20 protein-coding genes are annotated in these 20,903 nt (G+C 69.3%); 7 read left to right on the top strand and 13 right to left on the bottom strand.

Features of this window, described 5'->3' with window-relative positions; all coding sequences use genetic code 11:
- Positions 1–40 precede the first annotated feature (40 nt).
- The 5 genes from H8B22_RS07415 to H8B22_RS07435 form a co-directional block, all read right to left on the bottom strand.
- Positions 41–1,045: an AraC family transcriptional regulator gene (locus H8B22_RS07415; protein WP_187713445.1), complete on the bottom strand. Its 1,005-nt coding sequence runs from the start codon at positions 1,043–1,045 to the stop codon at positions 41–43.
- 1 nt (position 1,046) lies between these two features.
- The gene (locus H8B22_RS07420; RefSeq protein ID WP_187710829.1) at positions 1,047–1,850 is read right to left on the bottom strand and encodes an oxidoreductase; all 804 of its coding nucleotides are present in this window, start codon (positions 1,848–1,850) and stop codon (positions 1,047–1,049) included.
- Between the two features lie 259 nt (positions 1,851–2,109).
- Positions 2,110–3,225 (bottom strand): serine hydrolase domain-containing protein, encoded by a 1,116-nt coding sequence (locus H8B22_RS07425; protein ID WP_187710830.1) that lies wholly within the window; start codon positions 3,223–3,225, stop codon positions 2,110–2,112.
- A 204-nt stretch (positions 3,226–3,429) separates the two neighbouring features.
- Positions 3,430–4,065 (bottom strand): response regulator transcription factor, encoded by a 636-nt coding sequence (locus H8B22_RS07430; protein WP_187710831.1) that lies wholly within the window; start codon positions 4,063–4,065, stop codon positions 3,430–3,432.
- Between the two features lie 43 nt (positions 4,066–4,108).
- Entirely contained in the window at positions 4,109–5,254 is a 1,146-nt protein-coding gene (locus tag H8B22_RS07435) for a sensor histidine kinase (RefSeq protein ID WP_225876155.1), read from the bottom strand.
- 270 nt (positions 5,255–5,524) lie between these two features.
- Here H8B22_RS07435 and H8B22_RS07440 point away from each other — a divergent pair, with 270 nt between their 5' ends.
- Entirely contained in the window at positions 5,525–6,238 is a 714-nt protein-coding gene (locus tag H8B22_RS07440) for a hypothetical protein (RefSeq protein WP_187710832.1), read from the top strand.
- Between the two features lie 7 nt (positions 6,239–6,245).
- Here H8B22_RS07440 and H8B22_RS14745 read toward each other — a convergent pair whose 3' ends face one another.
- Both H8B22_RS14745 and phhA read right to left on the bottom strand, forming a co-directional pair.
- Complete coding sequence (locus tag H8B22_RS14745; RefSeq protein ID WP_208456877.1) at positions 6,246–7,826, bottom strand: DUF389 domain-containing protein; 1,581 nt, start codon at positions 7,824–7,826, stop codon at positions 6,246–6,248.
- A 67-nt stretch (positions 7,827–7,893) separates the two neighbouring features.
- Positions 7,894–8,781: a phenylalanine 4-monooxygenase gene (phhA, locus tag H8B22_RS07450; protein WP_187710833.1), complete on the bottom strand. Its 888-nt coding sequence runs from the start codon at positions 8,779–8,781 to the stop codon at positions 7,894–7,896.
- Positions 8,782–8,943: 162 nt separating this feature from the next.
- Between phhA and H8B22_RS07455 the strand changes: the two genes are divergently transcribed.
- On the top strand, positions 8,944–9,420 hold the full coding sequence (locus H8B22_RS07455; RefSeq protein WP_187710834.1) for an Lrp/AsnC family transcriptional regulator: 477 nt from the start codon (positions 8,944–8,946) through the stop codon (positions 9,418–9,420).
- A gap of 15 nt (positions 9,421–9,435) precedes the next feature.
- Here H8B22_RS07455 and H8B22_RS07460 read toward each other — a convergent pair whose 3' ends face one another.
- The 3 genes from H8B22_RS07460 to H8B22_RS07470 all read right to left on the bottom strand — a co-directional run bounded on the left by H8B22_RS07460 (position 9,436) and on the right by H8B22_RS07470 (position 11,586).
- A complete protein-coding gene (locus H8B22_RS07460; protein ID WP_187710835.1) occupies positions 9,436–10,095 on the bottom strand; it encodes a hypothetical protein in 660 nt (219 codons plus the stop codon).
- A gap of 71 nt (positions 10,096–10,166) precedes the next feature.
- Positions 10,167–10,688 carry a porin family protein gene (locus H8B22_RS07465; protein WP_187710836.1) on the bottom strand — a complete coding sequence of 174 codons (522 nt, stop codon included), beginning with the start codon at positions 10,686–10,688 and terminating at the stop codon, positions 10,167–10,169.
- Between the two features lie 121 nt (positions 10,689–10,809).
- Positions 10,810–11,586 (bottom strand): rhomboid family intramembrane serine protease, encoded by a 777-nt coding sequence (locus H8B22_RS07470; protein WP_187710837.1) that lies wholly within the window; start codon positions 11,584–11,586, stop codon positions 10,810–10,812.
- 342 nt (positions 11,587–11,928) lie between these two features.
- On the opposite strand from H8B22_RS07470, the gene H8B22_RS07475 reads away from it, so the two are divergent.
- Positions 11,929–13,104 (top strand): class I SAM-dependent rRNA methyltransferase, encoded by a 1,176-nt coding sequence (locus H8B22_RS07475; RefSeq protein WP_187710838.1) that lies wholly within the window; start codon positions 11,929–11,931, stop codon positions 13,102–13,104.
- Positions 13,105–13,221: 117 nt separating this feature from the next.
- Here the strand turns inward: H8B22_RS07475 and H8B22_RS07480 are convergent, their stop codons facing one another.
- The gene (locus H8B22_RS07480) at positions 13,222–14,373 is read right to left on the bottom strand and encodes a hypothetical protein (protein WP_187710839.1); all 1,152 of its coding nucleotides are present in this window, start codon (positions 14,371–14,373) and stop codon (positions 13,222–13,224) included.
- 138 nt (positions 14,374–14,511) lie between these two features.
- Here H8B22_RS07480 and H8B22_RS07485 point away from each other — a divergent pair, with 138 nt between their 5' ends.
- Genes H8B22_RS07485 through fdhD form a run of 3 tightly spaced genes read left to right on the top strand, consistent with a single transcriptional unit; the run spans position 14,512 to position 17,803 of the window.
- Positions 14,512–16,773 carry an FdhF/YdeP family oxidoreductase gene (locus H8B22_RS07485; RefSeq protein WP_187710840.1) on the top strand — a complete coding sequence of 754 codons (2,262 nt, stop codon included), beginning with the start codon at positions 14,512–14,514 and terminating at the stop codon, positions 16,771–16,773.
- Between the two features lie 14 nt (positions 16,774–16,787).
- Complete coding sequence (locus H8B22_RS07490) at positions 16,788–17,012, top strand: hypothetical protein (protein ID WP_187710841.1); 225 nt, start codon at positions 16,788–16,790, stop codon at positions 17,010–17,012.
- Positions 17,009–17,803, top strand: coding sequence for a formate dehydrogenase accessory sulfurtransferase FdhD (gene fdhD, locus H8B22_RS07495; protein ID WP_187710842.1), 795 nt, complete (start codon positions 17,009–17,011; stop codon positions 17,801–17,803). The genes H8B22_RS07490 and fdhD overlap by 4 nt, the downstream gene beginning before the upstream one ends.
- A 6-nt stretch (positions 17,804–17,809) precedes the next feature.
- Here fdhD and H8B22_RS07500 read toward each other — a convergent pair whose 3' ends face one another.
- Positions 17,810–18,160 carry a GFA family protein gene (locus H8B22_RS07500; protein WP_187710843.1) on the bottom strand — a complete coding sequence of 117 codons (351 nt, stop codon included), beginning with the start codon at positions 18,158–18,160 and terminating at the stop codon, positions 17,810–17,812.
- A gap of 88 nt (positions 18,161–18,248) precedes the next feature.
- Here H8B22_RS07500 and rmuC point away from each other — a divergent pair, with 88 nt between their 5' ends.
- The gene (gene rmuC / locus H8B22_RS07505) at positions 18,249–19,625 is read left to right on the top strand and encodes a DNA recombination protein RmuC (RefSeq protein WP_187713567.1); all 1,377 of its coding nucleotides are present in this window, start codon (positions 18,249–18,251) and stop codon (positions 19,623–19,625) included.
- Positions 19,626–19,727: 102 nt separating this feature from the next.
- On the opposite strand, the gene H8B22_RS07510 is transcribed toward rmuC, so the two are convergent.
- On the bottom strand, positions 19,728–20,741 hold the full coding sequence (locus H8B22_RS07510) for an MlaA family lipoprotein (RefSeq protein WP_187713568.1): 1,014 nt from the start codon (positions 20,739–20,741) through the stop codon (positions 19,728–19,730).
- Positions 20,742–20,903: the final 162 nt, after the last annotated feature.

Here is a 20,903-nt window from a genome sequence, read left to right on the forward strand (position 1 = left end):
CTCAGTGAGCCGGCGATCAAGGAAAGCCGACGGGGCTCGACTAATGCGCAACCCTTCGGGCTGCCTCGGGCGTCGTGCCTGTCCACTCGTGAAAGGCGCGGAAGAACGAATTGGGATCTTCGAAGCCGAGCAGGAATCCGATCTCCCCGGCGGTCAATTCCGTCTGCGTGAGGTAATGCCGGGCCAGTGCCTCGCGTGTGTCGTTGACCAGCGCGCGGTAGTTGCCGCCTTCTTCCTCCAGTCGCCGTTGCAGTGTCCGCTTACTCATCGAAAGTCGCGCGGCGACCGCTTCGATTCCCGATTGGCCGCTCGGAAGGAGTTCGAGCAGCGCGGAACGAACACGCGCCGCGGTATTGGCGTTCGCGTCCAGCTCGCCCAGGCGCTTGCGCAAGTCGGGCTCGAAGACCTGCCACATCGCGTCATTGACAGTGAGGAACGGTCGCTTCGCATCGATGGCGGTGAAAGCAATGCTCGCTGCATCGCCCTGCTGTGCGGCCACGCCGAAGAACTTCGCATAGGCTTTCGCCTGCGCGGCAGCGGGCAAGTGCGGCATGGTCACGCGTAGCGCCGCGACGGGCTCGCGCGTGGCCAGGCGCGCGAGCCGGAGCAGGAATGCAAGCTCGCTGGCCACGACCACGAACGGCACCTGCGCCTGCGCTTCCAACCAGCGCGGCGTCAGTGTGAGCGCGCCGTCGCGACCCACGTCCACGCCCAGCGTCATCGGCGCAATCAGCTTCTTGTAGGTGGACAACCGTTGCCCCGCCTGCAGCATGTTCGCGCTGCACAGCGCGGCGAAGATCGGCGGGATGAAGGACTCGGCCTGGATCGCTTCCACCAGGCGCAAGGGCAGCAGCGGATCGCCCGCCTCCGCCTGCAGGGCCTCCCAGAAACGGAAGTACTCCGCCGTTGTCAGGCCATTGTTGGGGCGTGCCAACAATTCTTCGGGCAAGCCCGCGCGCCGCAACAAGGTATCGCTGCGGATACCCAGATCCTTCAGCAGCGGACGCCAACCGGGATCGACCGGAAAGGTGCTGTTGCGCGCCATGTCAGCGGAACTGGCTCATGATCAGACGATCATAGACGCGGTCGCCGAAGTATTTGCGCACGAATATCAGGGGCCGCGCCAGGTTGCCGGCCACGTAGCGCGTCTTCGGGCGATGTGCTTGCACCGCACGGGCAATAGCCTCCGCCACCACGCTCGGTTGCGACATCGGCGACTTGGACCCGGCGATGGCATGCGCCAGCTTGCCGTACGGGCCATGCCCGGATCGGTCCAGCATCGGCTGGGTCATCACGTCGCCGAACTCGGTGGCGATGATGCCGGGCTCGATCACCACCACGTCGATGCCGAATGCCTTCAGCTCGATCCGAAGTGCATCGCTCCAGCCCTCCACCGCGTGCTTGGTGGCGTGGTACCAGGCGCCCAGCGGGGTGTAGATCTTGCCGCCCATGGAGGAGAGGTTGACGATGGTGCCGCGCCCGCGCCCGCGCTCACGCATTGCCGGAATCAGCAACTGGGTGAGGCGCGCCAGGCCGAAGAGATTGACCTCGAACTGTGCGCGCGCATCGTCGATCGACGTCTCCTCGACGGAACCATAGATGGCGTACCCGGCATTGTTGACCAGAACATCCAATGCGCCGTGCTCCCGCTGGATGCGCTCGACCACGGCCACTACGTCGTCCTCCTTCGTGATGTCCATGCGCAGCGGGATCGCGCCATGCACCTCCAGATCCTGCATGGCCTCCACGCGTCGCGCCGCGACGTAGACCGTATGCCCCTGCTGCAACAATTTGTGCGCGGTGGCCTTGCCGATGCCGGACGATGCGCCGGTGACGAGGATGATGCTCATGGCTAGAACCTTGGGCTGCGCCCGTTGGGAATGTGATGCCACTTTGGGCTGCATCACACGCCACGAAACTAGCTATTCGCGCCAAATGACTCGCTGAACGTGCCAAGTCGCCTGTGTCCGGGGCCTAGGCTGGCGATGTACGGACGTCCGCCATGGGTCGATTTCTGTCACCGGCGTCGGCGTCACCTTCATCCAGAAGCGGCCTTGATACGTTCCAGGACCCGAGGCTCGGTTGGCACTGTGTGCAGGCAAGGCCGATTCAGCGCGAAGGCGCGTGCGGCAACGGCTGGTAGAACGCGGCGATCTGCGGAATGAAGCGCTGCGGGTTCGCTCCTGCGAGGTTGGTCAGCACCGCGACAGCCAATCCCTCATCCGGATAGACGATGAATGCGGCGCGGGCACCGCCGATTCCCGCCACCTGCCGGGTCGGAGTGGTCTGCAGCACCGGCCAACCGGCGGCCCATTCGCCATCGGCGCCACTGTTCAATTTTTCCGGCGTCCACATGCTGCGGACACTGTCCTTGCCGATCAGGCGGCCGTTCGACAACGCGATGAGCCAACGCGACAACTCGTCCGCCGTGGTCTGGATGCCGCCGCCGGCCCACAGGCCGTAGGGGATGTCGTAGATCCAACGCGACAGGCGGTTGTCGTCGTTCTGCGCCAGGGTTCCGCGGGGCGAGTAGCTGTAGATCGTCGCCGCGTTGGGCATGAGGTCGTAGCTGTCGCCGAACGTGGTCAGGGGCATGTGCACCACGGCGAATTGATGGTCAGCCAGGTAGCGCTCATAGGGCGCCTGCGCCTGCTTGGCGATGATCTGCGCGAGCAGGCCGTAGTTGGTCTGGTTGTAGGCGAATCGTTCGCCGGGGGGCGCGTCCAATGGCAGCGCCTTGACCGCCTTCCAGGCGTCCCGTTCGGTTCCTCCGCCGATCAGGCCGTGCGGGCCGACGATGTCGGGAAGACCGGAGGTATGGCCGAGCAGTTGGCGGATGCGGATGCCGCGCCAGGCGGTGGGCAGGTCGTCGAGATAGCGCGAAGCGGGGGCGTCGAGGTCGACCCGCCCGGCCTCGGCCAGTTGCAGCATGGCGACGCCGGTGAATGACTTGGTCGCGGAGTTGATCGGGAACAGCGTCTTGCTCGTGACCGGCACGCGGTTCTCGACGTTGGCGAAACCGTAGCTCGCGGACAGCACGACCTGGCCGTCCTTGACGACGGCAACCTGCAGGCCGGGTATCCGTTGCTGTTGCATGGTCTGCTGCACGAACTGCCGGGTCCGCGCGTTGGCCTCCTGCAGCGCAGGGGCCGCGAGTGCAAGGCACGGGAGCGACATCAGGACCGCGGCAATGACGGCGGTGGCGCGGCACTTTGCAGGCAGCATGCAATTCCCTTTGGCGAACTCGCCGATGATGTGGTGGCCAGGATCCGGGCGATCGCGTCATCCGCCCCGCAGTGGGATGTGCCGGACGACACGAGGGTTTAAACCGACCCAACGCGGCTCAAACCGAGCCGCGTCATGCCAGGCCTGGGCGGGCAAGGACGAATCGGCAGCACCGCGGCGATGTCGCGCCATCGGCGCGCGGGGTCAGATCACCCGCAGCGTGATCGCCTTCAACACCGCGCGCGTGCGATCGCGGGTGTCGAGCTTCTCCAGGATCACCGACACGTAGTTCTTCACTGTGCCTTCGGCGAGGAACAGCGAACGCGCGATCTCCTTGTTGGAATAGCCGCCGGCGAGCAGGCGCAGGATCGCCACCTCGCGTTCGCTGAAGCGTTCCTTGGGCGCGTCGGTCGCGTGGAACTGGTAACGCGCGCGCACGGCCTCGGTGCTGACCGGCTGCAGCAGGGTGTCGCCGCGGGCGACGCGCTCGATCGCTTCGCGCAGGTCTTCGGGCGCCGCGTCCTTGAGCAGGAAGCCCTGCGCGCCGGCCTGGGTCGCGCGCAGCAGCAGTTCGCTGTCGTCGAAGGTGGTGAGCAGCAGCACCGGCGTGGCATCGCCGCGAGCGCGCAGTTGCTGCAGGGCGTCGATGCCGTCCAGGCGCGGCATGCGAATGTCGCTGAGCACGACGTCGACCGGTTGCGTCGCCAGTTGCGCGAGCAGCGCTTCGCCGTCGTCGGCTTCGAACACGATCTCGATGCCCTGGCGTTCGAGCAGGGCGCGCAGGCCGGCGCGCACGAGGGCCTGGTCGTCGGCGAGGGCGATGCGCAGTGGTGGATTCATGCGGAATGGGGCCGGGCGCTGTGGGGCAGGGCGAAAGGGGAAGTCACAGCGGCAGGCTCGCGTCGATGCGCAGCGCGCCGCGCGCGGTGGTGGACAGGGCGAGCGTGCCGCCGGCGGCGGCGAGGCGTTCGCGCATGCCGGACAGGCCGTTGCCTTCGCGCAGCGTGCCGCGCACGTAGCCGTCGTCCTCGACCTTCACGCTGAGGCGGTTGCCCTCGCGCTGCAGCGCGACGCTGACGGTGTCGGCTTCGGCGTGGCGCGCGCTGTTGGTCAGCGCCTCCTGCACCAGCCGCAGCACGGCCTCGGCGACGGCGGGATCGCTGATGTGCACGTCGTCGCCGATTGCCAGCCGCAACGACGGGCGCGGCATCGGCGCGGCCAGCGCGCGCAGCGCGGTGCCGAGGTCGAGCCCGCTGGCGTCGCGCAGGGCCTGCACCACGCCGCGAATGTCGCCGAGCAGTTCGGCCGACATCTGCTGCGCCACCTGCAGCTCATGGCGTGGCGCCAGCGCGGGATCGGCGGCGAGCGCGCGCAGGTTGAGGGTCAGCGCGGTGAGCTTGTGCCCGGCGACGTCGTGCAGTTCACGCGCCACGCGTAGGCGCTCGGCGTCGCGCGCGGAGTCGGCCAGCAGCGCACGCGTGGCGAGCAGGTCGGCGTTGACCAGGGCGAGACGGTCGCGCGCCTGTTCGGCGCTGGTCGCGTAGTAGGCGCACAAGGCGGCGAAGGCCTGGAAGCCGGCGTACATGCCCATCACCACCAGCGGCGAGCGCAGTCCCGCGTCGCGCAGGATCGCGTAGGTCACCACGTCCACCAGCACCACCGCGGCGAGCGCACTGCGCAACGACCAGCACGCCGCGATCTGCGCCGTCCACACCACCAGCAGCACCTGCGCGGTGCCGATGCGCGGGTCCAGCCAGACCAGCACCAGCGCGGCCACGGCCTCCAGCCACAGCAGCGCATTGGCGATGCCGCGGTGGCGCTCGCGCAGCAGGTCCTGCGCCAGCAGCGCCAGCAGGAAGCCGACCAGCAGCGTCCACGCCAGCGCGAGTGCGTCCGTCCGCAGCCACTGCAGCGATAGCGCCACCGCGCCCCAGGTGAAGAGGCCGGCCAGGTTGAACGGATGCAGCAGCGTGCGCAGCCGCTGGCTCAGCGGCAGACCGGCGCGATCGAATCGGGAGTGCAGGGCCATGGCGCGCATGCTGCGGCGCGCGGCCGGGCATCGCAATGCCGTTGGCGCAGGAAGTGACTTCTGGCGGTGCCGGTGCGAGCGAGCGTGGCATGCCGCGCTGCACCGGCGAAGGCCCGGCCATGGATGGCCGGGCGGGGGCTCGGCGCAGCGATGCGGTTGCGCCATGGAGGGCGTGAAGTGACTTCCGGCACCTCGCAGCGATGACCGCGGGCACTGCGCCGCCATCGACCGTGCACCGAAGCTGGCGGCACGTCGCCACCGGAGCCCGCCATGACCGCCTACCAGATGCTCGTTGCCTGCCACGTCGGCATCGGCGTGATCGCCCTCGCCTCGTTCTGGAGCGCGGCGTTCCTGCGCAAGGGCAGCCCGCTGCACCGCCGCGCCGGCCAGCTGTTCCTGCTGGCGATGTGCGGGATCCTCGCCACCGGCCTGCCGATGGCGGCGTACGCCTGGCTGGTGCGTGAGCGCCCGGTCGGCGCGGCTTTCCTCGCCTACCTGCTGGTGATCACCGCGGCCGGGATGTGGAGCGCGTGGCGCGCGATCCGCGACAAGCACGACGTGGCGCGCTACACCGGCCCGGTCTACGTCGCGCTGGCGTGGTTGTCGCTGCTCAGCGGTCTGGGCGTGCTGGTGCTGGGCCTGCGCGTGGGCTCGCCGCTGCTGACCGGGTTCTCCGCGGTCGGCCTGTTTGCCGGCGGCGACATGCTGCGCAAGCGCATGCAGCGCGAACGCCTGGCCGCGCGGCCGCGCTGGTGGCTGGTCGAGCACTACACCGCGATGCTCGGCAACGGCATCGCTACGCATATCGCCTTCCTCGGCATCGGCCTGCCGCGGCTGCTGCCCGGCGTCGATGGCACCGCGCTGCATTACACCGCGTGGTTCGCGCCGCTGGCGGTGGCGATTGCGGCGAAGCTGCTGCTCGACCGTCGCTGGAAGCCGCGCGTGCGGCCGCGCGCCGCGGCCGCGCTGGGTCAGGCCGGTTGAAGCGCGATCAGCGCACGCCCGCCTGCAGCGCCACCGTGCGCAGCCCCACCTGCCCGGGTGCGGCGGCGTGCGTGCGGACCTCGTTGCGGTCGGCGTAGTCGATCGTGGTCGTGGTGACGCCCAGCGCGCGCAGGGCGTCGGCGATCGCGGCCGCACGCGCGCGCCCGGGTCCGGTGTCGCCGCCCTGCACGTGCAGGTGGGCCGTCGGCGCTTGCCAGCGCTGCAGCGCCCAGGCGGCATCGGCGAGCTGCTGTTGCGCGGTATCGTCGAGCGCGACGCTGTCGTCGGCGAACACCACCTGCGGCAACGGCTGCAGCGGCGGGATCACTTCCACCGCGGGGCCTTGCGCCGATCCAGCGAGCGCGGCCTCCAGCGCCCGCGCGCCGCGCAGGTCGAGCGTGTCCGCACGCAGCCGCCACAGCACGCGTTGCCCGTCGCCGAGCGTTTCCATTGGGCCCAGGTACGCGCTCGCGCGTTCGCGCAGCGCGGCCATGGCATCGTCGCGGCCACGCCGCTGCTGCGCCTCGCGGCTGGCGGCGGTGCGCAGTTCGTCGACGCTGTCGCGCAGCTGCGACAGCGTGGCCTGCTCGCGCGCGATCTGCGAATCGTCGGCGGTGAGTACCTCGCGCAGCGCGAGCACCACCGGCCGCCCGAGTTGCGTCTCCAGCGTGCGCTCCAGCTGCGTCGCGAGCCCGGCCGCGTAACGCGGCGTGAGCAGCATCGCATCGACCTGCACGTCGCGCCCGCGTTGCTCGACGCGCAGCGCGGTGATCTGCCCCTGCACTTCGCGCGCGGCGGCCTCCAGGGTGGTGCGGATGCTGCGTTCGGCCAGTCCGCGCGCGGCGATGTCGCGCAGCGCCAGGCCGAGCGGGATCGACAGCAGCGCGAACGTGCCCACGATCAGCGCCGCCTGCCACGCCGTCTGCTGCGGGCTGTCGCTGCGGCCGAAGTGGTACCAGCGCGCCATCACCGTCACCGACAGCGCGATCGCGAGCAGGTTGGTCATGAACAGGAACGCGGCGCCGCCCGCAATGCTGGCGCTGCCGGTGGCGATGCCGAAACCGACCACCGCCAGCGGCGGCATCAGCGCGGTAGCGATCGCCACGCCGACGATCGTTTCGCCCTTGCGGGTGATCGTGGCGTAGGCGCCGGCGAGGCCGGAAAACACCGCCACGAGCAGGTCGAACAACGTGGGTTCGGTGCGCGCCAGGATCTCCGCGGTCGGCTCCTGCAGCGGCGACACGGCGACGATCAGGATCGCGATCAGCAGCGACAAGGCCACGCCCACCGCCAGCGTGCGCAACGAGCCGCGCAGGTTGCGCAGGTCGAACACCGCCAGCGACATGCCCATCTCCACGATCGGGCCCATCAGCGGCGAGATCAGCATCGCGCCGATGATCACCGCCGCCGAGCCCTGCAACAGGCCCAGCGTGGCGATGCCGCACGACATGACCACCATGAAGGCGAAGCGCGGCGCGAGCGCGCCCGCTTCGTCCACGTGCTGCAGCACGGCGAAGCGGTCGACCTGCAGGTGTTCGCGGCGCCATTGCCGCAGCCAGCGCCAGAGCGCCTGGGGTGAGGGAAGCATCACGGTGTCCGCCGGTGGAAGCGGCGGACAGCTTAACCGGCGGTTCGCGGCACGGGCCGCGCTGCGCTCAGACGTCGCCGTCGTTCAACCAGCCTTCGCCGGTGCCGCGGTTGTAGACGGTGTCGGTGGCAAGCACGTTGCCGGCGGGAATGGAGTCCTGCTGCGCCAGCGCCGCGTAGATCGGGGTGAAGTCCGGCGTCGTCGCTTCCATCAGCTGCTCGTAGCTGTCGATGACGAAGTAGGTCTTCTGGTAGGTGTCGATGCGGTAGCGCGTGCGCATGATCCGCTCGAGGTCAAAGCCAATCCGGTTGGGCGCGGCGCTTTCCAGGCAGTGGATCGACTCGCCCTTCGACGAGACGATGCCGCTGCCGTAGATGCGCAGGCCGTCGGGCTGCCTGATCAGGCCGAACTCCACCGTGTACCAGTACAGGCGGGTCAGGTTGACCAGCGCGTCCGGGCCGATCGCATGCGCCTTCACGCCGCCGCGGCCGTAGGCCTGCATGTAGTCGGCGAACACGGGATTCATCAGCAGCGGCACGTGGCCGAACAGGTCGTGGAACAGGTCCGGCTCGCTCAGGTAATCGAGCTGCTCGGGCTTGCGGATCCACCACGTCACCGGGAAGCGGCGGTGGGCGAGGTGTTCGAAGAAGGTGAGTTCGGGCAGCAGGCCTTCGACCCCGATCAGTTCCCAGCCGGTGGCCGCGCGCAGCACGCGGTTGAGCTCGTCGAACTTGGGGATGCGGTCGGGCGCCATGCCCATCGCGCGCTGCTGGCGCAGGAACTCGTCCGAGGCGCGGCCGACCAGGATCTGCTGCTGACGCTCGAACAGCGTCGCCCACACCGCGTGGTCGCTGCCGGTGTAGCTGGACCAGGGCTGCTCGACCACGGCGGTGGTGTAGACCGGGACGTAGCCCTTGTCGGTGAGCTGGTGTTCGACGCGGCTGGGGGTGTTCATGCGGAATCCGTGGAAGCCCCGGCGCAGGGATGGCCGGGCGCGCAACAGCGCTCATACGAAAAATAGCGGGTCCGGCGCGCAATGGGCTTGCGTTGTTGCATGGATTACGCCGTGGCGCGCATGATTCTTGCGCAGATAACGAAATCCTTGCATGAAGCCGCCATGCCCGCCATCGAACTCGACCGCATCGACCTGCTGCTGCTGGCCGAACTGCAGCGCAACGGCCGCCAGACCAATGCCGAACTGGCCGAACGCGTGCACCTGTCCGCCTCGGCCTGCCTGCGCCGGCTGCAGCGGCTGGAGCGCGAGGGGGTGATCGCCGGCTACCGTGCCGAGGTCGACCCCGAGCGCCTGGGCCTGGGCTTGCAGGCCTTCGTCCGCGTGCAGCTGCGTCACCACGACGCGGCCTCGGTCGCCGCCTTCGCCGACTTCGTCAACCAGTGGGACGAGGTCGTCGCCTGCCACGCCCTGACCGGCGACATGGACTACCTGCTGCAGGTCGCGGTGCGCGACCTCGAGCACTTCTCGCGCTTCCTGCTCGACCACCTGCTCAACCAGGCCGGCGTGGCCGACGTGAATTCCAGCTTCGTGCTGCGCACGGTCAAGGCGTTCCGCGGCCTGCCGCTGCCGCGGGGGTGAGGTGCGCGTTCCCGGTCAGTCGAACGTGATCCAGCCGAGCATGACCGCCCATCCCAGCAGGATGACGAGCCACAGCAGCGCACCGATCACGATCCACACCCAGTTGGCCCAGGTGAAGTCGCGATTGGATTCGCCGTGGGGCTGGGCGCAGGCGAGGTTGGCGGCCTTCTGCAGGCCCCACATGCAATAGCCGATGGGCAGCAGCGCGACAGTCGCGACCAGGTCGGTGGTGGGCGAACCGATCTCCTTCGCCGCCAGCCGGTCACACACGGTCGAGATGATCTGGGCTACGACGTAGCCCCACGCCAGCAGGTTGGGCCACCAGCGGTGCGCGATGCCGGTGCGGGCCAGCGATTGGCGGATGTCGCGGCCGAGCGAATGGGCGAAGAACACCGGGAAGATCGCGCGCCAGATCGGCGAGATATTGGCCTTGTTGTAGCTGCGATAGCGCGCCCAGTGCCGGTAGAACCAGTAGATCTGGTACATGCCGAGGGTGGCCACCAGCAGCACGATGAACTTCGTGCGCGCGACCACGTAGAACTCGGGCGCGCGCACGCGCGCGGGCGCATCCATGACCACGGCGGTCGGGGGTGCGTAGAGGTTGGCTTCCAGGGTTTCTTCCAAGGTGTCTTCCTTGATGCGGCGCGCGGTGGCCGCCAGTGTGCCTGCATCCAACGTTGGCGCCGAGGGGCGCCAAAAGAAACGGCCGCACAGGGCGGCCGTTCCGGTGTTGCTCGAGGCGACGATCAGAAGCGGAATTCGCCGGCCAGGTTCAGCGTGTCGGCGTCGACCGAGACGCCGTCGAAATCGGCGCTGTGGAAGTCGTAGTTCAGGCTCAGGCCGAACGACTCGCTGAAGTCGTAGCCGGCGCCGACGCCGTAGTACGGCTCGGTCGAGGTGTCGGAACCGTCGACGTCGCCCTTGACGCGCTCGACGCCGATGCGGCCGTCGATGAAGAAGCCGCTGTTGTTGGCGCCGAAGCTCTTCTTCGCCATCAGGCCCACGCCGAAGCTGGTCAGCTCGGCGCCGTCCTGGTCGTACAGGCTGTTGTAGGCGCCTTCGACGGCGAAGTTGTCGTTGAAGTAGTAACCGCCGCGCAGCGAGTAGCCGGTGTCGCTGTCGCTGCCGCTGCCCAGGCCCGAGACGTCGACGTCGACGTCGGAATTGCCGACTTCAACGCGGGCGAAGCCCTGGCCGCCAGCGGCCATGGCGGAAGTGGACAGGCCGGCCAGGGCCAGCGCGGCGGAAAGAACCAGGATCTTCTTCATTCGTTTATCCATAAAAAAGTTGAGCGCCCTCACTGGGCGCGCGACAAGGTGGCGCGCCCCTTCAGTATTGTCAAATTTACGTTAACAAAAGCGCCAAAGCCGGCACAGCCCGGGGGCCCTGTCAGTGCGGCGGCCGGAAGCGCAGAACCACGCCGCGTTCGTCACCGGGCACCGGACGGTTCCACAGCACCGGCACCTCCGCGGGGCGGCGCGGCTCGAGCGTGTCGTGCTCCTCCAGTGCGGCCTGCGCGGCCAGTTCTTCCTCGATTTCCCAGCTGTACTTGCGCCGCGGCGGCAGCGGGTCGCTGCGGCGGAACAGCCAGGCCGCGACCACGCCGGCCGCCGCGCCGCCCAGGTGCGCCTGCCAGGACACCCCGGCCTCGCGCGGCAGCACGGTCAGCAGCATCCCGCCGTAGAGGAAGAAGGCGATCATCGCCGCCGCCACCGAGGGCCGGTCGCGGCGCAGCAGGCCGAGGCCGAGGACCAGGAACATCAGGCCGTGGGTCAGGCCGCTGGCGCCCAGGTGGTGCGAGCCGGCTTCGCCCAGCAGCCACGCGCCCAGCCCCGAGCCCAGCCACAGCAGCGGCAGGGCGCGCAGCGTCGCCCGCGGGTACACGCTGCCGGCCAGCGTGCCCAGCAGCAGCAGCGAGATCGCGTTGGCCGCCCAGTGCTCGAGCGAACCGTGCAGCAGCGGCGCGGTCAGCACGCCGACGAGGCCGGCCCAGGCGTGCGGCTGCACCGTCCACGGCCCCAGCTCGAACGCCGGCTGGGCGAGGAACACCAGGCCCAGCAGCAGCACGAAGGCGAAGCTGAGGTTGAAGGCGCGCAACAGCCGGCCGCGGTCGTGGGCGCGCTGGGCCGGGCTGTCGGCGGGGAATTCGGGGCTGGGCAGGTGCATGCGATTGCAGTGGCGGCGCGGGCGCGCCGATGCAAGGGCGGGAGTGCGGGACATTGAATCCCGAGCGCGCGAGGCGCCATTAGCTCCCCCTCGCCCCGCTTGCGGGGTGAAGACGGGCGCTTGTGCGCCACTGACGCACGCCCGACTGAACGCCCCTGCGCTGAGCGAAGGGCCGGGGGCATAGCGAGGGACCGCGTTGCGCAAGCAACGCAGGGTGAGGGGGCGTGGCGCGTGGCGAAAAGCGCCCCTCATCCGCCCTTCGGGCACCTTCTCCCCGCTGCCAGCGGGGAGAAGGACAGCAGACAGCCAAGCCCGGCTCGCCCCACCGCGTAAAATGCCGCGATGAATACCCCCGCACCGAACCCCGTCGTCCGCCTCAAGAACGCCTGGAACTCCACCCACCCCTGGATCTTCCAGCGCCTGGTCGACAAGCCCGCGCAGCGCCCCAAGTCCGGCCAGATCGTCGACGTCGTCGGCGTGGATGGCGTCTGGATCGGCCGCGGCTTCTACAACGGCCATTCGCGCATCGCCCTGCGCATGCTCGAACGCGACCCGGATGTCGAAGTCGACGCCGCCTGGTTCGCGCGCAAGATCGCCGATGCGGTGCAGCTGCGCCGCGACGTGCTCAAACTCGACGCCATCAGCGACGCCTGGCGCGTGGTGCACAGCGAGGGCGACGGCATCAGCGGCCTGGTCGTCGACCGTTACGCCGACCTGCTGGTGGTCGAGTTCTTCAGCGCCGGCGCGTTCCGCTACCGCGAATGGATCTACGACGCCCTGCGCCAGCAGTTCCCGGGCTGCCGCTTCCACGCCTCCGCCGACGAGCACGTGCAGAAGCAGGAGTCGTTCGACTTCCGCGGCAGCGAACCGGCGCAACCGGCCGTCATCAGCGAATACGGCGTGAAGTTCCGCGCCGACCCCGCCGGCGCGCACAAGACCGGCTTCTTCGCCGACCAGCGCGAGAACCGCCAGTGGTTGTCGCAGCAGGTCGAAGGCAAGCGCGTGCTCGACCTGTGCTGCAACACCGGCGGCTTCGCGGTGTACTCGGCGGTGCGCGGTGCTTCGGAAGTGGTCGGCATCGACATCGACGAGGCGGTGATCGAGATCGCCAAGGGCAATGCCAAGCTCAACAACGTGCGCCCGCGCTTCGTCCAGGCCGACATCTTTCCGTGGCTGCGCGACGCCGGCAACGCGGGCGAGCAGTTCGACGTGGTGATCCTCGATCCGGCGAAGATGACCCGCGACCGCGAGCAGGTGATCGCCGCGCTGAAGAAGTACCTCGACATGAACAAGCTCGCGCTCGGCGTGGTGAAGCCGGGCGGCCTGTTCGCGACGTTCTCCTGCACCGGCCTGGTCAGCGAGGACCAGTTCCTCGACATGCTGCGCCGCGCCGCGTTCTACGCCGGCCGCACCGTGCAGGTGCTGAAAGTGGCCGGCGCCGGCGCCGACCACCCGTTCCTCGCGCAGGTACCCGAGTCGCGCTACCTCAAGGCGGTGTTCTGCCGCGTGCTGGACTGAGGCGTCCATCGCCGGCACCGGCCATCCGTGGCGGGCGCCGGCGCCGCAGTCGCAGGGCCTCAGCGCGGGCTCCGCAATGACGGAGCGACATCCTGTCGCGCGCGCCGCACGCACCGATCAGGCACGTCGCAACCTGAGGTAGAAGTCGTAGATGCCGTCGTCATCGCCTCCATCGAAGCGCAGCGCGGGGAAGACATACGGATTGCTGCCCGCGGTGAGGCTGTCGGCCTGCGCCTGGTTGAGCGAGACTTGGCGCGTACCGCCGATCTGGTCGTCCGCGCCGATCAGATCCACCAGGTAACTCACGCCGATACCGATCACAGCGGCGGCCGCGATGATCCAGCCGACTACGCCACCGGCCGCGGCGGCTTTCGTCGCCACCGCGGTCAGGGCCGCGCGCACCTTGTCGGTGATGTCGCTGACATCGCCCAGGTCGTGTTCGAAGCAGGTGGCGGTGACCAGCACGTTGGAATCGAGCGCACGAGGGCCGGCGAAGCCGTACAGGCGCAGGTTCTCATCGCCGCTGCCGGGGCGCGTGTCGCCATCGTCGACTTCCTCGTAGACCGGGGTGTGGTACCCGATCGCGGCGGTGCCGCCCTCGGCCATTGCCTCGGTGATCACCGCGAACACGCCGTAGGGTTCGTCGTGCACGCCCCAGCCCCATTCCGGATCGCTCTCGTCGATGCAATAGAGCCGGGTGAACGACAGTTCGTAGGCGTTGGGTTGCGGGCGGGGCGGCGTGCCCTCGCCGCCGCCGTCGTCGCAGCAACAGCAGCAATCGTGCTTGCGCGCAGCCATGATGCGAATTGCCGCCGCGTTGACATTCAGGCCGCTGGCCTTGGCGCCGCGCGCGATGATGGCGGCCATCTCGTCGATGCCGACGGCCTGTGCCGGCGCCATGTTCAGATAGCGCGGCGAGAAGATCCGTTGCTTGAGCTCGTACGGCAGCTTTTCGTGTCGGTCGAGTGCGGCGAGCAGCCACTCGCGGCCGCCCTTGACGCTCTGCAGGGCACGCAGGAAGCGTTCGTCGTGGTTGGCACCGGAGCGGTCGCCCGAGAGGATGCGGCGGAACTCGTGCATCAGGGCGGGAATGAACTCGTAGCCGGCGGCGTCCAGCTGGTACTTGCGCAGGCGTTCCTCGATGGTCCTGGGCGGACGCTTGCGGCCCTTGCGGTCCGGTTTGCTCTCGCGCGGCTTGCTTGCGCGCGCGGTCTGGGTGCGGGTGGTCTGGGTGCGGGTCGCACCGGGCTTTTTCCTTGCGGTTGCCATGTCCTTTCTCCATTTGGCATTGATGCTTCTCCCTCGCCAAGGACAACGTGTTCCGCACCGGCAACGGCCACCCCCGCTTGGACGCGGCGCTAGAATCGGGGTTCAGTGCAATCGCCGTTCAGCCCGGATCCCGCGCGCATGTCCCAGCGCAAGCCCATCGACGTGTACCTCAAGCCTGCCGGTGGCTGGGATGCGCTGAAGAGTTCCTGGCATGCGCTGCGCGAGCAGCAGGTGGTGATGAAGGGCGCCAGCACGCTGCTGCGCACCAACCAGCCCGCCGGTTTCGATTGCCCCGGCTGCGCCTGGCCGGACCGCAACGCGCACTCGACCTTCGAGTTCTGCGAGAACGGGGTGAAGGCGGTTGCCAACGAGGCGACCGGCAAGCGCGTCACCCGCGAGTTCTTCGCCGCGCACTCGGTCACCGCACTGCTCGCGCAGGACGACCACTTCCTCGAGGCGCAGGGCCGGCTCACCGAGCCGATGGCCTTCGATGCCGGCAGCGATCGCTACCTGCCGATCACCTGGGATGACGCGTTCGCACGCATCGCCGCGGCGCTCAACGCGCTGGCTTCGCCCGACGAGGCGATCTTCTATACCTCCGGGCGCGCCTCCAACGAGGCGGCGTTCCTGTACCAGCTGTTCGTGCGCGAATTCGGCACCAACAACCTGCCCGACTGCTCGAACATGTGCCACGAACCGTCCGGTGTCGCCCTGATCGAGCAGTTCGGCAGCGGCAAGGGTTCGGTGCTGCTGCAGGATTTCGAACGCGCGCAGGCGATCTTCGTCTTCGGCCAGAACCCGGGCACCAACCACCCGCGCATGCTCGGCGAGCTGCGCGAAGCGGCCAAGCGCGGCTGCCGCATCGTCGCCTTCAATCCGCTGCGCGAACGCGGGCTGGAGCGCTTCGCCGATCCGAAGTCGCCGGCCGACATGCGTCCCGGTAGCGCGGGCGTGCGCATCGCCTCGGATTATTTCCAGCCGCGCATCGGCGGCGACCTCGCGGTGGCGCTGGCGATGGCCAAGGTGGTGGTCGAACGCGGCGCGGTCGATCGCGACTTCATCGCCGCGCACACCCACGGCTTCGAGCTGTTCGCCGCCAGCGTGCGCGCGCTGGAATGGCCGGAGCTGGAATGCGAGTCCGGCCTCACCCGCGCCCAGCTCGAACACGCCGCGCAGCTGTACATCGACAGCGACGCGACGATCTTCTGCTGGGGCATGGGCATCACCCAGCACCACCGCAGCGTCGCCACCATCCAGATGCTCGGCAACCTGCTGCTGCTGCGCGGCAACGTCGGCAAGCCCGGCGCGGGCCCGTGCCCGGTGCGCGGCCATTCCAACGTGCAGGGCGACCGCACGATGGGCATCTACGAGAAGCCGGCGGACGCCTTCCTCGACGCGCTCGGCGCCGAATTCGGCTTCGCCCCGCCGCGCGCGCACGGCTTCGACACGCTCGATGCGATCGCGGCGATGCGCGACGGCCGCGGCAAGGTGTTCTTCGCGCTCGGCGGCAACTTCGCCGCGGCCACGCCCGACACCGTGGCGACGCAGGCGGCGTTGCGCCACTGCGAGCTCACCGTGCACGTCAGCACCAAGCTCAACCGCTCGCACCTGGTGCACGGCCGCGATGCGCTGATCCTGCCGTGCCTGGGCCGCACCGAGATCGACGTGCAGGCCGCGGGCCCGCAGGCGGTGACGGTCGAGGATTCGATGAGCATGGTGCACCTGTCGGCGGGGATGAATCCGCCGGCGTCGGAGCAGCTGCTGTCCGAACCGGCGATCGTCGCGCGACTGGCCGCGGCGACGCTGCCGCGCAGCCGTACGCCGTGGCTGGCGCTGGTCGAGGACTACGACCGCATCCGTGCGCGCATCGCGCGGGTGGTCGACGGCTTCGACGATTTCAACGCACGCGTGCGCAGCGCCGGCGGCTTCCACCTGCACCATCCCAACCGCGAACGCGCCTTCCCTACCCACGACTGTTGCGCGCACTTCTTCGTGCATCCGCTCATCGGCGTGCGCGCGCGCGACGCCGGCCTGCTGACCTTGATGACGGTGCGCTCGCACGACCAGTACAACACCACCGTGTACGGCCTCGACGACCGCTACCGCGGCGTGCACGGCCTGCGCCGGGTCTGCTTCATCGCGCCCGCGGACCTGCAGCGGCTCGGCTTCGCCGACGGCGAGCACGTCGACCTGGTGTCGGTGTGGGGCGAGGGTGCGCAGTTGCAGGAACGCGAGGCGCCCGACTTCCGCCTGGTCGCGTACGACATTCCCGCCGGCTGCCTGGCCGCGTACTTCCCCGAGACCAATCCGCTGGTGCCGCTGGACAGTTACGCCGAACGCGCGCGCACGCCGGCGTCGAAGGCGATTCCGGTACGGCTGCGCAAACGGGCGGCGGCATGAGCGAGGAGCGCGCCATGGCCCTGCTGCAACTGCTGGCCGGCGAAGACGGCCAGTCGATCCATCGCGTCGCCAAGCGCATGGGCCTGGGACTGAGCGAACTGCAGCGCCTGCTCACCGCGTTGGGACCCGACCCGCGCTTCGACGGCCTCGACCTGGTCGAGCAACGCAGCGACGGCACGCGCACCGTGTTGTGGCTGACCGCGAAGGGTCGGCGCCTGTGCGCGGGTGCGGACGCATGAACGACGCGCTCGCCAGCGTGCAGGCATTGCGCGTGCAGGCGCAGGCCCGCGTGGAGCGCGAGGACGCCGCGGTGGTCGAAACGCCGGTGGCGCTGCTGTGCAACGGCGCGCCGTTCGCGGTGATGATGGCGACGCCGTGCGATCTGGAGGACTTCGCCCTCGGCTTCGCCCTGAGCGAAGGCGTGGTGGCCGACGCCGGCGAATTCCGCCTGGTCGACGTGGTGCATGGCGCAGCGGGCATCGCCCTGCACGCGGCGATTCCGCAGGCGCGCTACGACGCGTTGCAGCGGCGGCGCACCCTGGAGGGCCGCAGCGGCTGCGGCCTGTGCGGCGTGGAAGCCTTGCAGGACGCGTTGCGCCCGGTGCCGCGCGTGCGCGAGCCGCAACCGGTGTCGTACGCGCGCATCCAGGCGGCGCTGGCGGCGTTGGCCGCGCAGCAGCCGTTGAATACGCGCAGCGGCGGCGTGCATGCCGCCGGCTTCGTGCACGCGGGCGGGCTGCTGGTGCGCGAGGACGTCGGCCGCCACAACGCGCTGGACAAGGTGATCGGCGCGCTGGTGCGCGACGGCCTCGATCCGGCAACCGGCTTCCTCGTGATCACCTCGCGCGCGTCCTACGAGATCGTCTACAAGGCCGCGGTCGCCGGGATCGGCGTGGTGGTCGCGATCTCGGCGCCGACCGACCTGGCGATCCGCACCGCGCAGGCCGCCGGCATCACCCTGGCGGCGTTCGCGCGCGGCGACGCCTTCAACCTGTACGCGTACCCGCAGCGCGTGCTCGCGCAGGACTGAACGTACTCACTTCGAACGGCCGTCGTAGTGGTGCACCGGGATGCTTTCGAGTTCGATGTCGGTGAGGCAGCGCAGGTTGATCGCGGCCATCGCGTTGCCCTTGGGATCGGTGCCTTCGCCGAACGGGTGCATGCCGCAGACCGGGCAGAAGCGGTGGCGGATCACGTGGCGGTTGAAGGTGTAGGTCGCCAGCGCGTCCTCGCCCGCGGTGATGCGCAGCTGCGCGCGCGGCACGAACCACAGCAGCGAACCCTTGCGCTGGCAGATCGAGCAGTTGCAGCTGAGGCCGCTGTCGATATCGCCGTCCACTTCGAAGGCCACCTTGCCGCAGTGGCAGCTGCCCTGGTGCGTCGTCATGTCCGCTCTCCGTTCGTGGGTTCGGCGCGAGGATAACGCGCCGCGCATCGGTCGCATGCGCTGCGACCCGGGCCGTTACACTGGCGCCATGTCCGAATCCCTGCTGCTCGTCCTGCTGCTGGTGGCCGTCGCGGTCGCCATCGTCCTGCTCGTCCTGCTGTTGCTGCGCCGGCCCGACACGTCGCTGGAGCAGGCGTTGCGCGCCGAACAGCGCGAAGGCCGCGGCGAATTGCGCCAGCAGCTGGACAGCCTGTCGGTGTTGCAGGAACAGCGCATCGGCGGCTTCGGCACGCAGCTGCAGGCGGTGGCGGCGCAGACCGACGCGCGCCTGGGCGAGTTCACCGCGCGCACCGACGCGCGCCTGGACGAACTGCGTGCCGCGCTCGGCGAGGACGCGCGCAAGGCCCGGCACGAAGGCAGCGAATCGCTGCGCACGTTCACCGCGGCGCTGGACGCGCGCATCGCCGAACTCGCGCGCAACAACGAGGCGCGGCTGGGCGAGATGCGCACCACCCTGGAGTCGCAGCTGCAGAAGCTGCAGGCCGACAACGCGGCCAAGCTCGAACAGATGCGCGCCACCGTCGACGAGAAACTGCAGTCGACGCTGGAGACGCGGCTGGGCGAATCCTTCCGCCTGGTCTCCGAGCGGCTGGAGCAGGTGCAGCGCGGGCTGGGCGAGATGCAGCAGCTCGCCACCGGCGTCGGCGACCTCAAGCGCGTGCTGACCAACGTCAAGACCCGCGGCATCTTCGGCGAGGTGCAGCTCGCTGCGCTCTTGGAGCAGATCCTGCTACCTGAGCAATATCAGGCCAACTGCGCTCCTGTTCCGGGGCGCAATGAACGCGTTGAGTTCGCAGTGCGCCTCCCTGGCGCTGACGATGGCACGCCGATGTGGCTGCCGATCGACGCCAAGTTCCCGCGCGAGGACTACGAGCGCCTGCTCGACGCACAGGAACATGCGGATACCGTGGCCGCTGCCGAAGCAGGCATCGCGCTGGAGCGCGCGATCCGGCTGCAAGCACGGCAGATCCGAGACAAGTACCTCAGCCCGCCGTTCACTACCGATTATGCGCTGCTGTTCTTGCCAACTGAGGGCTTATTCGCCGAGGTACTGCGTCGACCCGGGCTGATGGAATCGATGCAGCGGGAGTTGCGCGTGGTCTTGACCGGGCCGACCACGTTGGCGGCAGTCCTTAACAGTCTGCGCATGGGCTTCCAGACCCTGGCGATCCAGCGTCGCTCCGGCGAGGTGCGTGAGTTGCTGTCGGCGGTCAAGACCGAGTTCGGCAAGTTCGGCGACACCCTGACAGCGGTGCGCAAGTCACTGGATGCGGCCAGTAACAAGCTGGGAAAGGCCGAGTCCAAAAGCCGAACGATCGAGCGCCACCTTCGCAACGTCGAGGCCCTGCCTGCCGACACCAGCCAGCGCCTGCTCGAGCTGGACCCGCATGACGATGAGGCCTGAGTAGGAACGCGCGGCCTACGCCGCGCTGGGGCCCGTCCGGGTGCGAGACGCCAGCCACAAAAAAGCCCGGGACATCCCGGGCCTTTCATCGGTCGCGACGGCTCAACCGCCGCCGGGCACCACCACCGGGATCGCGTCCACCGGCACGGTCGAGTCGTCCTCGTCCTCGCGCAGGTAATCGGGCAGGTCGCTGCCGTCGGCCTTCGCGCGGTCTCCGAAGATCTGGTAATCGCGGCGCTGCGACCACGCATCGCGCACCAGGGTGTAGTCGTCCTCGGCGCCCTCGCGCAGCGAGTCGGTCGACAGCAGCTGCGCGCGCACGTCGACCAGCTGCAGGCCCTGCAGCGGGATGCGGATCCTGTCGGCTTCGACCTGGCGCAACGGGCTCAGCGGCGCGTCGCCGGCCATGCCGAACACGTCGCGTACCGTGCGCGGGCCGAACAACGGCAGCTCGAAGTAGCGCGAACGCTTCCAGCCCCACACGCCCAGCGTCTGCCCGAAGTCCTCGCTTTTCTGCGGGATCTTGGCGCGCGAGGCCGGATCGAAGATGCCGCCGATGCCGACGGTCGAATTGAGCAGGAAGCGCCCGAGCGACTGCCCGGCCTGCTTGGGCTTGCCCTGCAGCAGGCTGTTGACCATGGTCAGCGGCTGGCTGAGGTTGTTGAAGAAGTTGCTCACGCCCAGGCGCACCGGCCGCGGCACCACCTTGACGTAACCGCGTGCCAGCGGCCGCGCGATGCCGCGGTCGACCGCGTTGTTGAAGCGGTGCATGCGCCGGTTGTAGCGCTCCCACGGATCGAAGGTGCCGGGCATTTCGGCGGCGTCGGGCAGGTTGGGGTCGCCGTATTCCTGCGTGCCGTAGATGTCGGCGAAGGCCTGCTCGGCGTCGGACTGCGCCGGTTCCGTGGTCTGCGGATCGAGCGGCGGCGTTTCGCCGGTGGCCGTATCGGACTGCGCGACTGCCGCAACGCCGTCGCTCGCGGCAGCGTCGTCATCCGGTGCGATCGTCGCCTCGGACTCCGGTGCGGGTCCGCCGGGCGTGGCCGTGTCGGCCACGGGGCTTTCGCTTGCGGGTGCCGGTGTCGTGGCTTCCGTTGGCACCGGCGCCTGCGGCATCGCCGTGGCATCGATCGCCTGCGTCTGTGTCTGCGTCGCCGCAACGGCGGCCGGAGTGGCGCCCACGGCATTCGCCTCCTGCGACGCCGCCTGGGCGAAGGCGGAGGCAGGCGCGAGCAGCGCGGCCAGGGCGAGGGGGAGTCCGTTCGAACGCATGGGGGT

Source organism: Lysobacter terrestris, assembly GCF_014489475.1.
Lineage (GTDB): Bacteria > Pseudomonadota > Gammaproteobacteria > Xanthomonadales > Xanthomonadaceae > Agrilutibacter > Agrilutibacter terrestris.

Coding starts and splice junctions, on each gene's coding strand:
- H8B22_RS07415 (WP_187713445.1), bottom strand. CDS start 1,045: ATGGCGCGCAACAGCACCTTTCCGGTCGATCCCGGTTGGCGTCCGCTG.
- rmuC (WP_187713567.1), top strand. CDS start 18,249: ATGTCCGAATCCCTGCTGCTCGTCCTGCTGCTGGTGGCCGTCGCGGTC.
- H8B22_RS07490 (WP_187710841.1), top strand. CDS start 16,788: ATGGCCCTGCTGCAACTGCTGGCCGGCGAAGACGGCCAGTCGATCCAT.
- H8B22_RS07435 (WP_225876155.1), bottom strand. CDS start 5,254: ATGGCCCTGCACTCCCGATTCGATCGCGCCGGTCTGCCGCTGAGCCAG.
- H8B22_RS07425 (WP_187710830.1), bottom strand. CDS start 3,225: ATGCTGCCTGCAAAGTGCCGCGCCACCGCCGTCATTGCCGCGGTCCTG.
- H8B22_RS07485 (WP_187710840.1), top strand. CDS start 14,512: ATGTCCCAGCGCAAGCCCATCGACGTGTACCTCAAGCCTGCCGGTGGC.
- H8B22_RS07500 (WP_187710843.1), bottom strand. CDS start 18,160: ATGACGACGCACCAGGGCAGCTGCCACTGCGGCAAGGTGGCCTTCGAA.
- phhA (WP_187710833.1), bottom strand. CDS start 8,781: ATGAACACCCCCAGCCGCGTCGAACACCAGCTCACCGACAAGGGCTAC.
- H8B22_RS07430 (WP_187710831.1), bottom strand. CDS start 4,065: ATGAATCCACCACTGCGCATCGCCCTCGCCGACGACCAGGCCCTCGTG.
- H8B22_RS07510 (WP_187713568.1), bottom strand. CDS start 20,741: ATGCCGCAGGCGCCGGTGCCAACGGAAGCCACGACACCGGCACCCGCA.
- H8B22_RS07440 (WP_187710832.1), top strand. CDS start 5,525: ATGACCGCCTACCAGATGCTCGTTGCCTGCCACGTCGGCATCGGCGTG.
- H8B22_RS14745 (WP_208456877.1), bottom strand. CDS start 7,826: ATGCTTCCCTCACCCCAGGCGCTCTGGCGCTGGCTGCGGCAATGGCGC.
- H8B22_RS07470 (WP_187710837.1), bottom strand. CDS start 11,586: ATGCACCTGCCCAGCCCCGAATTCCCCGCCGACAGCCCGGCCCAGCGC.
- fdhD (WP_187710842.1), top strand. CDS start 17,009: ATGAACGACGCGCTCGCCAGCGTGCAGGCATTGCGCGTGCAGGCGCAG.
- H8B22_RS07455 (WP_187710834.1), top strand. CDS start 8,944: ATGCCCGCCATCGAACTCGACCGCATCGACCTGCTGCTGCTGGCCGAA.
- H8B22_RS07475 (WP_187710838.1), top strand. CDS start 11,929: ATGAATACCCCCGCACCGAACCCCGTCGTCCGCCTCAAGAACGCCTGG.
- H8B22_RS07420 (WP_187710829.1), bottom strand. CDS start 1,850: ATGAGCATCATCCTCGTCACCGGCGCATCGTCCGGCATCGGCAAGGCC.
- H8B22_RS07480 (WP_187710839.1), bottom strand. CDS start 14,373: ATGGCAACCGCAAGGAAAAAGCCCGGTGCGACCCGCACCCAGACCACC.
- H8B22_RS07465 (WP_187710836.1), bottom strand. CDS start 10,688: ATGAAGAAGATCCTGGTTCTTTCCGCCGCGCTGGCCCTGGCCGGCCTG.